This window comes from Prevotella histicola, from assembly GCF_055385135.1.
In genome coordinates, this window is the sequence record NZ_AP043793.1 from 239,596 (window position 1) to 255,026 (window position 15,431).

Annotated in this window: 11 protein-coding genes; all 11 read left to right on the top strand. The window is 38.4% G+C overall.

Annotated elements, in window-relative coordinates:
• The first annotated feature begins 73 nt into the window (after positions 1–73).
• The 11 genes from ACZ48L_RS01050 to ACZ48L_RS01100 all read left to right on the top strand — a co-directional run bounded on the left by ACZ48L_RS01050 (position 74) and on the right by ACZ48L_RS01100 (position 15,428).
• Positions 74–1,291 carry a DUF2027 domain-containing protein gene (locus ACZ48L_RS01050; protein WP_025790572.1) on the top strand — a complete coding sequence of 406 codons (1,218 nt, stop codon included), beginning with the start codon at positions 74–76 and terminating at the stop codon, positions 1,289–1,291.
• A 10-nt stretch (positions 1,292–1,301) separates the two neighbouring features.
• Entirely contained in the window at positions 1,302–3,269 is a 1,968-nt protein-coding gene (locus ACZ48L_RS01055; protein WP_025790570.1) for an NAD(+) synthase, read from the top strand.
• Positions 3,266–3,790: a hypothetical protein gene (locus ACZ48L_RS01060; protein WP_025790568.1), complete on the top strand. Its 525-nt coding sequence runs from the start codon at positions 3,266–3,268 to the stop codon at positions 3,788–3,790. Before ACZ48L_RS01055 ends, ACZ48L_RS01060 begins: the two co-directional genes overlap by 4 nt.
• A gap of 410 nt (positions 3,791–4,200) precedes the next feature.
• Positions 4,201–6,783: a DNA gyrase subunit A gene (gyrA, locus tag ACZ48L_RS01065; RefSeq protein WP_025790567.1), complete on the top strand. Its 2,583-nt coding sequence runs from the start codon at positions 4,201–4,203 to the stop codon at positions 6,781–6,783.
• 37 nt (positions 6,784–6,820) lie between these two features.
• Entirely contained in the window at positions 6,821–8,083 is a 1,263-nt protein-coding gene (locus ACZ48L_RS01070) for a tetratricopeptide repeat protein (protein ID WP_008822377.1), read from the top strand.
• Between the two features lie 85 nt (positions 8,084–8,168).
• Positions 8,169–9,284, top strand: a complete 1,116-nt coding sequence (locus ACZ48L_RS01075; protein ID WP_008822378.1) for a tetratricopeptide repeat protein — start codon at positions 8,169–8,171, stop codon at positions 9,282–9,284.
• 23 nt (positions 9,285–9,307) lie between these two features.
• Positions 9,308–10,489 carry a tetratricopeptide repeat protein gene (locus tag ACZ48L_RS01080; RefSeq protein WP_044113762.1) on the top strand — a complete coding sequence of 394 codons (1,182 nt, stop codon included), beginning with the start codon at positions 9,308–9,310 and terminating at the stop codon, positions 10,487–10,489.
• Complete coding sequence (locus ACZ48L_RS01085; RefSeq protein WP_008822380.1) at positions 10,489–11,802, top strand: DEAD/DEAH box helicase; 1,314 nt, start codon at positions 10,489–10,491, stop codon at positions 11,800–11,802. Before ACZ48L_RS01080 ends, ACZ48L_RS01085 begins: the two co-directional genes overlap by 1 nt.
• Positions 11,803–12,009: 207 nt before the next feature.
• A complete protein-coding gene (gene serC / locus ACZ48L_RS01090) occupies positions 12,010–13,080 on the top strand; it encodes a 3-phosphoserine/phosphohydroxythreonine transaminase (RefSeq protein WP_025790564.1) in 1,071 nt (356 codons plus the stop codon).
• A 93-nt stretch (positions 13,081–13,173) separates the two neighbouring features.
• Positions 13,174–14,091 (top strand): NAD(P)-dependent oxidoreductase, encoded by a 918-nt coding sequence (locus ACZ48L_RS01095; protein WP_025790563.1) that lies wholly within the window; start codon positions 13,174–13,176, stop codon positions 14,089–14,091.
• Positions 14,092–14,180: 89 nt separating this feature from the next.
• On the top strand, positions 14,181–15,428 hold the full coding sequence (locus ACZ48L_RS01100) for a DUF1015 domain-containing protein (RefSeq protein ID WP_036868389.1): 1,248 nt from the start codon (positions 14,181–14,183) through the stop codon (positions 15,426–15,428).
• The last annotated feature ends 3 nt before the right edge of the window (positions 15,429–15,431 follow it).

Consider the following 15,431-nt stretch of genomic DNA (forward strand, 5'->3'; position numbering starts at 1 on the left):
CGTTTGTCTAATTCTTTGGACAAATGTGTCCAATAGTAAAGAATAGAACTAATTTATTGAAATGTATTGAAGAATGAAGATAGGAGATAAAGTTAGATTTTTAAGTGATACCGGTGGTGGAGTTATTGCTGGTTTTAAAGGAAAAATCGTGTTAGTTGAGGATGAGGATGGCTTTCAGATTCCTACACCAGCTAATGAAATTGTTGTTGTTGAGGATGCAGCTGTTGACCGCGCAAAACTACGCATCGATCAGCAGCAGAGGAAAGTAGATGAAGGTGAAGATAAGCGTAGTATCAAACAACGACTGACTTCAGCAAGTGTAGATGATGAACCCATTAATGTTGCATGGCGTGATGTTGATGCTGGAATTGATTTGAATGATGATCCTTCTATTGATTTTGAAGCTCCTGTGAAAGAGCGTATAGGTGGTGATGAACTTTCAATCTATTTAGCATTCACACCTACTGATATTAAGAATCTATCAACAACTCATTTTAAATCTTATTTAGTGAATGACTCTAATTACTATATTCATTTCTCTTATGCAGTAAAGGACGGGGAGAATTGGAGTCTTAGAGCTGTTGGAGAATTAGAACCGAACATGAAATTACTAATAGAAGATTTCACGATTGCAGACCTTAATGATATGCTTCATGGATGCGTGCAATTTCATGCTTACAAGAATAAGCCTTTTAAACTTAAGCCTACTTGTGATATTCAAGTGAATATTGATGCTGTGAAGTTCTACAAGTTGAATACTTTTCATGAGAATGTATTCTTTGAGCAACCAGCATTGATTTATACATTAGTAGAAAAGGATAAACTAGCTCTGCGCCCAATGTTTGAGCCTCTAATAAAGAAGACGGGAGATAAGGCAGTAGAGAAGTTAAAGACTGGATATGTCACTTTAGACTGTCATGTAGATGATGCTGTACAGAAAGGGACGGACGAACTTGCTAAACGCTACAAGGTAGAATACAAAAAGCCTGCAAAGCAGATACTGAATAATGACAAGATTATAGTTGATTTGCATTCGGAAGAGCTCCTTGATACGACTGCAGGTATGTCTTCTGCTGATATTCTAGAATATCAACTTGATGTTTTCCGGCGTACACTTGAACAGTATAAAGCGCAGCGTGGAAAGAAGATCATTTTCATTCATGGGAAAGGTGAAGGAGTGTTACGTCATGCCATTATCCATGAATTAAATTATAAATATAAACATTACTCTTACCAAGATGCCTCCTTCCGTGAATATGGCTATGGAGCAACACAAATAACAATCAAATAATCCTGAGCGTATGAAATATGGACTTATCAAAGTTGCAGCAGCTATCCCTGCAGTTAAAGTTGCTGACACAAAGTATAATCTCTCCGAGATTGAAAATCAGATAGCAATTGCAGAAGGTAAGGGAGTTGAGATAATATGTTTCCCAGAACTATCTTTGACGGGATATTCTTGTCAAGATCTCTTTCACCAACAGCTACTCTTAGATAATGCGGAACAGGCCACGTTGTCTTTACTTGATTTTACCAGACAATTGGATATAACTGTAATTGTTGGTGCCCCTGTAGCTGCAGGTCCATTGTTGCTGAATTGTGCCTTAGTTATTCAGCAAGGAAAACTCTTAGGAATCGTGGCAAAGACTTATCTGCCAAATTATAGTGAGTTTTATGAAAAGCGTTGGTTCGCCTCTTCACAAGATTTGCGTCCACAGTCTATTCATTTTGCAGGTCATCATATTCTTGTTACTCCTGATATGCAGATATTCCGAACAGCCCAAGGTGCTAAGTTTGGAATAGAAATATGTGAAGATGTTTGGGCTCCAACTCCACCAAGTAATCATCTTACTTTGGCAGGTGCAGAAATTATTTTTAATCTATCAGCCAGTGACGAGCTTATAGGAAAGCATGCTTATCTTATGTCACTACTTGCTCAGCAGAGTGCACGTACTATTAGTGGTTATGTATATAGCGGTTGTGGGTTTGGTGAAAGTACACAAGATGTTGTTTATGGGGGTAATGCATTTATCTTTGAAAATGGAAGTCTCTTGGAGCAGTCTGAACGATTTCAACTAGAATCTCAGTTGGTGATATCAGAAATTGATGTAGAACGACTCCGTAGTGAGCGCAGAACTAATAGTACGTTTGTTAATGCGCAGCGCCCTGTAGCTGGGTTGAATGGGATAACAAGACAGATTGGAGAGTTAGCATTGCGTATAGAATGCCTACCTTATTTAAATCCAATGCGTGAGTTTACTCTTACCCGTCAAATTGATAAGCATCCGTTTATTCCGAGAAGTGAGAATATGCAGGCTATATGTGATGAGATTTTTAATATTCAAATTAGTGGACTGGCCAAACGATTGGTTCATACTAATTGTAAAACCGTCATAATTGGTATTAGTGGAGGCTTAGATTCTACACTAGCTTTACTTGTGGCAGTGAAAACCTTTGATAAATTGGGATTTAACCGTAAAGGGATTATTGGTGTAACTATGCCGGGGTTTGGCACAACGGATCGTACATATAATAATGCAATGGTACTTATGGAAAGCCTTGGTATCACAATCCGTGAGATAAGCATTGCTACTTCTGTATTACAGCATTTTAAAGATATTGGCCATGATCCCGTAGTACATGATGTTACCTATGAAAATTCTCAAGCTCGCGAGAGAACACAAATATTGATGGATCTAAGCAATCAGTTGGGCGGATTAGTAATCGGTACAGGTGACCTTAGTGAGTTGGCACTTGGATGGTGTACTTATAATGGAGATCATATGAGTATGTATGCTGTGAATGTTGGTATTCCAAAAACACTTACGCAGTATCTTGTACGTTATGTAGCAGAGAGTGGAGTAGATGAGACTTCACGCCAGACACTAAATGATATCGTTGAGACTCCGATATCTCCAGAGTTGACGCCAGCTGACGATAGAGGTAATATAGCGCAAAAGACAGAGGACCTTGTAGGTCCTTATGAGTTACATGATTTCTTCCTTTATTACGTCCTTCGTTGTGGTTTTCGCCCTTCTAAGGTCTATTGGATGGCCCAAAAGGCTTTTTATAATGTATATGCAGATGGAGTTATTCTGCATTGGTTGCGCATCTTCTTCCGTCGTTTCTTCTCACAACAATTTAAACGTTCTTGTTTGCCAGATGGCCCCAAGGTCGGTAGTGTCAGCTTGTCTCCACGCGGAGATTGGCGTATGCCTTCTGACGCTATGTCCACAGATTGGCTTAATGAACTTGAAGGATTGTCATGAAACAGAGAATATTATTAATCTTTATGTGGGTAATGTTTCCTCTATGCCTAACGGCACAGGGGAATTTCCCTTTAGTTCAAATTCAAATTTCAGATCTTTTACAATATCAGGCGCAAAAGATAAAACGCACAATCCCATCTAGTTTTTTTAGTAAGTATGGGTTTCAGCAGATTCGAACAGAACTGGTTGTTGGTTCAACGGATACTCGCCAGCTTTGGGGATGGCATGTTGGGCCTAATCCAAATTTTAACTCGCTTCAACAACCTCTTTATAGACTTTTTGAGAAGAAGGATGATTCTAGTATAGCGATTGTAGATGATAAAGACGGTCATTTACAGATAATTTTTTGGGATAAAGCTTATTATCGTATATTTTCACGAGACATGCAACAGTATGGTTACCAGTTGCAAGCAAAGAAACCAGCAAACAATGTTCTCCGTTTTCAACGTATGGGGATATCTGTAGTTATTGATATTACAGTGTGGGCAGATATGTATGTCTTGGACTTATTTCAGTTATAATGATCATTTTATCGTACTTTATAAATACTATCAAGCCTAGAGTCAGCTTTGTGTTCACCCTTAGCTCCATTTGTGTTAGCTATCATCTCAATCTGTGTTGGCCGTCATCTCTTATTGTGCTATAGTCAACTCTGTAACCTTAGACCCTCTTCGTATCATAACAAGGTTTTATAGTTAAGATAAAGTTTAGTTAATATTATTGGGTTTTATAATATATTATCGTTTAGGCCTATAATAACATTTTTTTCGTTTTAAGCATTTGGTAATCTATATTTTTTTTGTATCTTTACACCTTGAAATATATGTAAAACGGCTCAGAAAGAAAATAAAGGCTATTGTAGGCAATTTTGTCTTTTTAAGTATGAGCTAACATAATGTAAAGATTAGAAGATTCACAAGTAATAAAGATAATGGACGAAAATCAGACAATTGATCAGGACAGAATTATGAAGATCAACATCGAGGAGGAGATGAAGAGCTCCTATATCGATTATTCTATGTCGGTAATTGTGGCTCGTGCCCTCCCAGATGTTCGTGACGGCTTTAAACCAGTACACCGTCGTATTCTATTTGGCATGCGAGGTATAGGTAATTTTAGTAACCAGCCTTATAAAAAATGTGCTCGTGTCGTAGGTGAAGTGCTTGGTAAGTATCATCCACATGGCGACTCTTCGGTATATGGTGCTCTTGTTCGAATGGGGCAAGAATGGAATATGCGTTATAAGCTAGTTGATGGGCAAGGTAACTTCGGCTCTGTCGATGGTGACTCTGCAGCTGCTATGCGATATACGGAGTGCCGTCTATCAAAGATGGGTGAGCATATTATGGATGATATCGAGAAGGATACAGTTGATATGGTCAACAACTTCGACGATACGCTACGTGAGCCTGCTGTAATGCCTACAAAAATTCCTAATCTGCTTGTAAACGGTGGGAACGGTATTGCTGTTGGTATGGCAACAAATATTCCAACCCATAATCTAAGCGAGGTAATTGATGGGTGTTGTGCCTATATAGATAATCCTGATATCACTACAGATGGATTGATGGGATTTATTCCTGCCCCAGATTTCCCAACTGGTGCTTATATATACGGTCTTCAAGGTGTAAAAGATGCCTATGAAACAGGTCGTGGACGTATTGTTATGCGTGCAAAAGCTGAAATAGAGAGTGGCGAGCAACATGACAAAATTGTCGTAACAGAAATCCCTTATGGTGTTAATAAGCAGCAGCTCATTGAATATATAGCTGACTTGGTAAAGGAGGGTAAGCTTGAAGGCATCTCAAACGTAAATGACGAAACGGGTAGACAGGGTATGCGTATTGTTGTGGACGTAAAACGAGATGCTAATGCCAATGTTATTTTGAATAAACTTTTCAAGATGACAGCTTTGCAAAGTTCATTTTCTGTGAACTGTATAGCATTGGTTGCTGGTCGTCCACGTCTGTTGAGTCTACGTGAGTGTATTCAATATTTTGTAGAACATCGTCATGATGTAACGATTCGTCGTGCTAAGTTTGATTTAAAGAAGGCTCAAGAACGTGCTCACATCTTAGAGGCTCTTATAAAGGCATGTGATAATATCGACGAGGTTGTTCATATTATTCGTGCAAGTAAAACTCCTTCAGAAGCTCAAACAAATCTGGAGAAGCGCTTTGGTTTTGATGAGTTACAATCCAAAGCTATCGTCGATATGCGTTTGTCGCAGTTGACGGGTTTACGTCTTGACCAGTTGCATCAGGAGTTTGAAGAACTTATGCAAACCATTAAGGACTTGCAGGAGATTCTTAATAACCCTGAGCGTTGTAAGGAGGTGATGAAAGCTGAATTGCAGGAAGTTAAGGAAAAATATGGCGATGACCGTCGTACAGAGATTATACCAGATGAGCATGAATTTAATGCAGAGGATTTCTACCCTAATGATCCTGTCGTTATTACAATAAGCCACCTTGGATATATCAAACGTACTCCATTGACTGATTTTAAAGAACAGGCTCGTGGTGGTGTTGGCTCTAAGGGTGCTCGTACTCGTGATAAAGATTTTACGGAGTATATTTATCCTGCAACAATGCATCAGACAATGTTGTTCTTTACTCGTAAAGGGCGTTGTTATTGGATGAAGTGTTATGATATTCCTGAGGGCGATAAAAATTCGAAGGGACGTGCTATTCAGAATATGCTATCTCTTGAACCAGATGACTCTATAAATGCTTTCTTACGAATCAAAGGTTTGGATGATGAAACTTTCCTTGATTCGCATTATGTTGTGTTTGCTACTAAGCAAGGTATTGTAAAGAAAACTTCGCTTCGTGCTTATTCTCGTCCTCGTACTAATGGCGTTATTGCTATCAATATTAATGAGGGTGATGAAGTGGTTGATGTTCGTTTGACAAATGGGCATAATGAGTTGATCATAGCTGACCGTAATGGGCGCGCATGTCGTTTCAATGAGTCAAATATCCGAACAATGGGACGTGTTTCTACTGGTGTCCGTGGAATGCGTCTTGATGATGATGGTCAGGATGAGGTCGTTGGTATGGTTGTTGTAAATGACCCTGTAAATGAGACCGTAATGGTTGTCTCAGAAGAAGGTTATGGCAAACGCTCTCAGGTTGAAGATTATCGCTTGACAAATCGTGGAGGAAAGGGTGTTAAGACTCTTAATATAACGGATAAGACAGGTAAATTAGTTGCCATTAAGAATGTTACGGATGAGAATGATCTTATGATTATCAATAAGAGCGGTATTGTTATTCGTATGGCAGTATCAGAATGTCGTGTTATGGGTCGTGCTACTCAGGGTGTACGCCTAATCAATCTTGCTAAGAAAAATGATGTCATTGCATCTGTATGTAAAGTAATGAGCTCAGAAATGGAATCAGAGATGGAAGAAGAAAGTCATATGCAATGGGAGAAAAATAGTGAAGAAATTAGGAACGAAACATCATCTTCGATTGAAAATTTGGAAGATAATCCAGTAGATTTTGAATAATGAATAGAATTATAAACCTTTTAAAGTGATAACTAATATGAAGAAATTATTGTTCGCAGCATTGATGCTACTCAGTACATCGGCTGTATTTGCAGGGGATAGTGAGCCATTAAAAGCTATCTTGAAAGCACAAACTTATGCGGAGGCTTTAGACCTCTTGAAGGCTAATCTTGCACAAATTACTGACAATGCAGAAAAAGCAAGAGCTTATGATAAGCTTTATGAGCTTGCAATGAAGAAAGTTACCGCAGAGCAAGCTGTTCAGCTTGAAAATGAGACCAATAAGCAGATGGGTAAAGATGGTAATAAGCCTGTTGATGAAAAGGGACTTTACGAAGCTGTTGGACAAGCCTTTGATGCTGCTGCAGAGGTAGAGAAGTATGATAATATGCCTAATGCAAAAGGTAAGGTAAAACCTAGATACACGAATATTGCTGATCAGCTTTATACTCTGCGTGGTCAACTAATTAATGGAGGTATTTATTATCAGGGTGCGAAGGATGATGCTAATGCTTATAAGTATCTTGCACGTTATGTAGATTCTGCTGATGATCCAATGTTTGCAAAATTTGATAAATCTAAGGACCAGAATCTCAATGAAATAGCTTATTTTGCTACTTATTACGCTTATCAGAATAAGGACTATAAGAAAGCTGAGAAGTATGTTGCTTATGCAATGCAAAATAAAGATCGTGCTAAAGATGCTCAGCAATTGCAGTTGGCAATCCTAGGTGCGCAACTTAAGAGTCGTCAGGATTCTATCAATTATGCTGAGAAACTTGCCGGTATATATGCAAAAGATCCGGAAAATGATGCTATATTGACTACACTAACCTCAACTTACAGTGCATTAGGTATGCAAGATAAGGCTGAGGCAATCGTTCATGAGGCTCTTGCAAAGAATCCTAATAGTTATGGGGCTCTTGTGATGGAAGGTCAGTTTGCCAGTCAGAAAAAAGATTATGAAAAGGCTGCAGATTATCTAACAAAGGCACTTGCACAGGCAAAGGATGATAATGCTAGAGTCGCAATCAATGCTTCAATTGGTCAGTGCTGGTTCTATAAAGCGCAGGAACGCGTAGCAGCAGTGAAAGGTGTATTATCTCCAGCTGCTCGTGCACAATTCAATGAAGTTTATAATAAAGCTATCTCTTATCTAGAGACAGCGAAGAAGCTTGATGTAATGAAAGAACAGAAGTCTGCTTGGGCTTATCCTCTTTATGGTTGTTATTATTTTGTAAAGGGTCCACAAGCCCCTGAGACTTTAAATGCTGCAGCTGACGCAGGCGTACAGCAGTAAGCTTTTGAGATATTTCCCTCTTTTATGATGACCCTGTAGGCTAAATTATAAGAGAGGGATTTTTGTTTTACTAAAGTAATTGTTGATGATACGATTATTTACATTATTGTTTTTCTTTCTTTTATGCTGGGAGCCCGTTTCTGCACAAGAAGCTTATAAACAAGCAGAGTCTTTTAACCGTCTTGCGAAAGATGCTTTTACTCGCATAGAAAAGAAAATGGAAAAGGATTCTGTTCTTTTTTTTAAAACAATCATTGATGGGGTTGAGTATTCTTTGAACTCAGATGAGTTTGATAGGAAACCTAATCGAAAGGGTAAGATTGAATTAAGATTTGAAGAACAGAACAAAAGTCGTTTGGCCTTGTTACATCCTTTATTAATAGATGCGGGTAAATATTTCAGTAAAAATATTCGTACAAGGCAAGAAGGTTTGGCTGCATTTAAACTATATCTAAAAGTACGTCAATCTGAGCTTGTGAAAGATAATGTAGATGAATCTGGAGTAGCAGCCTATTATCTATCATATTATTATTTGAAGAATCGTGATCTACAAGAAGCAGACAAATATGCAGATATTGCTATGCAGTATGATGAAACGGCACAATCTGCGGCTGAGGTGAAGGCACAATGTATGCACGATAAAATGAAGAATGCAGAGGATTCTATCCGTTATTTATCTGTTTTACAGCAGCTTTATCGGACAGAGCCTACAAATGAAAAATATTTTTCGTGGATCATGAAGTTCTATCAGAATCCTACACCTAGGTTTAATCTAGAAGATTTTGTGGACAAGATCCTTGAAGATAATACGGCTAATTCTGTTGTCCCATGGATATTAAAAGGCGAGATTGCGATGCATGCTGAGCGCTGGGATGAAGCTATTGATGCATATAAACAGGCAGATGAGATAGATCCAAGTAGTATTCCTGTAGCTTTTAATATTGGTGTGTGTTTGAATACGAAAGGATTGGCTTTACGTGATTCTATTATTGCAAAGAAGAAAAGGGGAGAGATTGTTTCTGATAAAAGTTTTTTGGATATCTTTGCGGAAGCACGTTCCTATCTTGAACGTGTGAGAGCAAAAGACCCACGACGTAATAAAGTAGATTGGGTGGAACCTCTTTATCTTGATTATACGATTCTAAATGATAAAATAAAGGCCGACGAGTTAGAACCACTCGTTACAAAATATAAGAAGTGAGGAATATTAAGTTTTTTTTATTTATGGTGGGGTTTCTCTTTCCCCTATGTTGTTTTGCACAGAAAAAGCAGTTACAAGTTGTGAAAGAGCAAGTCAAGGCTGGGAAAGAACTCGATAAGGCAGAGAAAACTCTGCAAGGATTGTTGGATGATTCTATATATAGAAAAGAAAATAGAATATGGTTACTTCTATGCGATGTGTTGATAAAACAGTACGAATTAGGCAATGAAAAATTATATTTAAAGCAGCAGTACGATACAACTGCTTTTTTTTCTATAACACGTAAGTTATATAATACGATGTCACGATTTGATACTCTTGATGCTTGTTCCAATTCTATAGGGAGAATTCAACCTAAATATCGACTAAAGCATTCGATTTTTCTTAACTCTATTCGACCCAATTTGTTCAATGGCGGATCTTTTTTTATTCATAAGAATGATTATCAAACTGCTTTTAATTTTTTCTCAGATTATCTTTGTTCCGCTAAATGGCCTCTTTTTGAAAAATATGATTATATAGAAAAGGATGCACTAATGCCTCATGCTGCTTACTGGGCAATGTATTGTGGATACAAATTAGGTGATGCAGATAAGATTATGTTGTTTAAAGATATAGCAGAGCGTGATACTTCTATGCTTAATTTCGTCCGTCAATATGAGGCTGAAGCTTACTTGCTAAAGAAAGATACAACAATGTATGTGAAGTCATTGCAGGTCGGTTTTGAGCAATATCCTAACTTTGCTTTCTTTTTTCCTCGTTTGGCAGAATATTATGTAAAAATGGGACAATATGGAAAGGCTTTGGATTTGTCAGAACGAGCTTTAAAGGCAGATTCAACAAGCCTTTTATTTAAGTTTGCTAAGAGTACAGCCTTATTGAACCTGGGGCGTTATGATGAGAGTATTCAGCTTTGTTTGAAGATAATTAAAGAGAATGCATCTTTTTCTGATGCTTATTATAACATTGGGCTTGCTTATTTTAATCAAGCAATAGAATTAAATAAGGATAGGCAGAAGTATAGAGCCAACAAAGAAAAGATAATAACATTATATCAGCGTTCTAAGCCCTATATGGAGAAGTTCAGAGAGCTTGCACCAACTGCAAAGAGTAAATGGTTAGCTCCTTTATACACTATTTATCTTAATCTTAATATGGGTAAGGAGTTTGATGAAATTGATAAGTTGAGAAAGGAAAAGTATTGATGAACAACGATATTATTGATAAACTTGGTATAACACTCAATACAATGCAGGAAGCTACGGCTGAAGCTGTATTACATACAGGGAAGGATATCGTCGTTATGTCACCGACAGGCTCTGGTAAAACATACGCTTATCTTCTACCATTAATCCAGCGGTTGGATGCTAAGACTGATGAGTTGCAGGCAATAGTCTTAGTACCAGGACGCGAGTTAGCATTGCAGTCAGCTAACGTACTTAAAGATATGGGAAGTGGCTTACGTTCTATGGCATTATATGGTGGGCGTCCAACGATGGAAGAGCATCGCGTATTGAGAGATGTAAAGCCACAAATAGTCTTTGCTACTCCTGGACGATTGAATGATCATCTTGATAAAGCAAATATTAATACGGAGACAATAAAGTGGCTTGTGATAGATGAGTTTGATAAGTGCCTTGAATTTGGTTTCCAAGAAGAGATGATGAGTATTCTCTGTAAGTTGCCAAATATTGAAAGACGAATCTTACTATCAGCGACAGAATCAGAGACTATTCCTAATTTTGTATCAATGGGAAGAACTATTCATTTGGATTATCGTACAGATGAAGAGAATATTCCTAATCGTATTTGCCTCTACACGGTCACAAGTCCAGAGAAGGATAAACTGAAGGTTTTGAAGGACCTTTTACTTTCTTTAGGTGACAAGAGTAGTATTGTATTCTTAAATTATCGTGACTCTGTTGAGCGTACTGCCTTGTTCTTAAAGGAAGAAGGGTTTATAATTAGCTGGTTCCATGGTGGCTTAGAACAGCGTGAGCGTGAAGCTGCACTTTATCGTTTCTCTAATGGTTCTGCACCAATACTCGTTAGCACTGACTTGGCTTCACGTGGACTGGATATTCCTGATGTTGATAACATAATACATTATCATTTCCCGGAAACGGAAGATAGCTATGTTCATAGGGTAGGACGTACAGCTCGTTGGGACAAAGAAGGAAGAACCTTCTTCATTCTTGGTCCAGAAGAACGTTTGCCAGAGTTTGTTAGCAATGAACATGAAGAATACAAGATTCCAGACTCTTTACAGAAACCTGCTCAGCCTCGCATGGCTACTATATATATAGGTAAAGGAAAGAAAGACAAAATCTCAAAGATGGATATTGTTGGCTTTCTTTGTAAAAAGGGAGGATTGAAGTCTTCTGAGATAGGAAAGATTGACATAAAGGACCGTTTTACTTATGTAGCAGTAGTACGTACGAAGATAAAAGAAATAATCTCTTTGACTAAAGGAGAAAAAATAAAAGGTATTCGTACCGTTGTGGAAGAAGTAAGGTGATGCATTATACAATGTGTCACCTTTTCCTTTTCATGTCCGTCGGTGTGTATAAATCGTTTGATATTTTACAGATAAAAAAAGTGTTATTTTATTTGGAAGTATAAAAATAAAAGCGTATCTTCGCATCGTAGAATATAGAAACCTATTACAATATTTAATACTGATAATAACTACAAAACATAAGTCAAACTTAAACTAAACAATCAGATGAAAAAGTACAATTTTGGTGCTGGTCCATGTATCCTTCCACGCGAAGTAATCGAGAAAACAGCAAGTGCTATTTTAGATTTCAATGGAATTGGTCTTTCAATTGCTGAAATCAGCCATCGTTCAAAGGATTTTCAACCAGTAATGGACGAAGCAATGGCTTTAGTAAAGGAAGTGTTAAATGTTCCTGAAGGCTATTCAGTGCTTTTCTTGGGTGGTGGTGCATCACTTGAGTTCTGCATGATTCCTTTTAACTTCTTGGTAAAGAAGGCTGGTTATTTGAATACTGGTGTTTGGGCAAAGAAAGCAATGAAGGAAGCTAAGTTGTTTGGAGAAGTTGTTGAAGTTGCTTCATCAGCAGATGAGAACTATACCTATCTCCCAAAGAACTTCGATGTTCCTACAGATTTGGATTATTTGCACGTAACTACTAATAACACAATCTATGGTACAGAATATCACAAAGATTTGGACGTTCCAGTTCGTTTGATTGGTGATATGTCTTCTGATATCTTCAGTCGTCCAGTTGATGTTTCTAAGTACGACTGTATCTATGGTGGTGCACAGAAGAATCTCTCAATGGCAGGTGTAACATTCATTATTATTAAGGACGACGTTCTTGGTCGTGTACAGCGTGAAATCCCAACTATGTTGGATTATCGTACACATATTAAGAAGGGTTCAATGTTCAATACTCCTCCTGTAGTACCTATTTATACCGCATTGGAAAACCTTCGTTGGATTAAGGCTAATGGTGGTGTAGAAGCTATGGAGAAACTTGCTAAGGAGCGTGCTGATATTGTTTATGGTGAGATCGATCGCAATAAGTTGTTCCGTGGCACAGTTAAGTGTGAGGAAGATCGCTCTTACATGAATATCTGCTTCGTTCTCAACGATGAATATGCTGAACTTCAAGATGAGTTCTTTAAGTTTGCAACAGAAAGAGGCATGGTTGGTATCAAGGGACATCGTGATGTTGGTGGTTTCCGTGCAAGCTGCTACAATGCGATGACAGTTGAAGGCTGCAAGGCTCTCGTTGAAACAATGAAGGAATTCGAAGCTAGGCACTAAGTCGCATAGTCATTAGACTTAGCAAGCATAAGTATTTCGTTTGCTAAGTCTAAGTAATTGTCTTTACTTTTTATTAACCTAAACATTAAAGCTATGAAGGTTTTAATTGCAACTGAGAAACCATTTGCACCGGCTGCTGTGCAAGGTATTACAAACGAATTAAAAGATGCCGGACATGAAGTTGTCCTACTTGAAAAATATGCGAGTACAGCTGAATTACTCGAGGCTGTAAAAGATGCAGATGCAATGATTGTACGCTCTGATAAAGTTACACCAGAGGTACTTGATGCTGCTAAACTGTTGAAGGTCGTAGTACGTGCAGGTGCAGGCTATGATTCAATTGATACAGCTTATGCAAAGGAGAAGAATGTCGTAGTAGAGAACACTCCTGGTCAGAATTCTAATGCAGTTGCCGAACTTGTGTTTGGTTTGTTGGTATATGCTGTACGCAATTTCTATAATGGCAAGGCTGGTACTGAGTTAATGGGTAAGAAACTCGGTATTCTTGCTTTCGGTAATGTTGGTAGAAACGTGGCACGCATAGCAAAAGGCTTTGGTATGGAAGTCTATGCATACGATGCATTCTGTCCTGCTGATGCTATAGAGGCTGCAGGTGTTCATGCTTGTAAGAGTCAGGATGAGTTGTTCCAGACTTGTGACGTCTTGTCACTTCACATCCCTGCAACTCCACAGACCGTAAAGAGTATTGATTACCGTTTAGTAAATCTTCTTCCAAAGAAGGGAGTCCTCGTAAACACTGCTCGCAAAGAGGTTATTAACGAGGAAGAGCTTTTGAAGTTGATGGCTGAGCGTGAGGACTTAAAGTTTGTTACCGATATTAAGCCAGATGCAGACGAAGAGTTTAAGAAGTTTGAGGGTCGCTATTTCTCTACACCAAAGAAGATGGGTGCTCAGACTGCTGAAGCAAATACGAATGCTGGTATTGCTGCAGCAAAGCAGATTAATGCTTTCTTTGCAACCGGTGACACAAAGTTCCAAGTAAACAAATAACTTTCTAATGTAAGAAGGATTGATAGTCTTAATCTTCATAATAGATTGTGCCTCTCAATCCTTTTCTTATTTTCTTAAAGATAAACACTATGGCAGTAATTAAACCTTTTAAGGGGATTCGTCCTCCAAAAGACTTAGTAGAGTCTGTTGCCAGCCGTCCATACGATGTGTTGGATTCAGAAGAAGCTCGCGCAGAAGCTGGTAATAATGAAAAGAGTTTATATCATATTATCAAACCAGAAATCAACTTTGAGGTTGGGACAAGCGAATATGATCCAAGAGCCTATGAGAGTGCTGCTGAGCAGTTCCAGAAGTTCCAAGATAAGGGTTGGTTAGTACAAGATGATAAAGAACACTACTATATCTATGCGCAGACAATGAATGGCAAGACTCAGTATGGTCTTGTTGTTGGTGCTTTTGTTGATGATTACATGACAGGTAACATCAAAAAGCATGAGTTGACACGTAGAGATAAAGAAGAGGATCGCATGAAGCATGTTCGTATTTGTAATGCAAATGTAGAGCCTGTATTCTTTGCTTACCCTGACAATGAGGTACTTGACAGTTTGTTGGCTCGTTATGCAGCTACAAAGCCAGAGTATGACTTCGTTGCACCTGACGATGGTTTCAGACATCAGTTCTGGGTAATAACAGACGAAGCTGACATCAAAACTGTAACTGAAGAGTTTAAGAAGATGCCAAGTTTATATATCGCAGATGGTCATCATCGATCTGCTGCAGCTGCTTTGGTTGGTGCTGAGAAGGCTAAGAATAATAAGAATCATAAGGGCGATGAGGAGTATAATTACTTTATGGCTGTATGCTTCCAGGCAAGTCAGTTGACGATTCTTGACTATAATCGTGTTATCAAAGACTTAAATGGCATGGAAGTTGCCGAGTTCTTAAAAGCTTTGGAGAAGAACTTCATTGTTGAGTTGAAAGGTAAGGATGAATACCGTCCAACGAAATTGCATGAATTCTCCATGTATCTTGATGGCAACTGGTACAGTTTAGTGGCTAAGCCAGGAACATACAATGATAATGATCCAATTGGCATACTTGATGTAGATATCTCAAGTCGACTGATTTTAGATGAGTTGATGGGTATAAAGGATCTCCGTTCTGACAAGCGTATCGACTTTGTTGGTGGTCTGCGTGGTCTTGGAGAATTGAAACGTCGTGTAGATAGTGGTGAAATGCGTTGGGCTCTGGCGCTTTATCCAGTCTCTATGCAGCAGATTATGGATATTGCAGATAGTGGGAAAATTATGCCACCTAAAGCAACTTGGTTTGAGCCTAAGCTTCGTTCTGGTCTCGTTATCCACAAGCTAGAATGATAC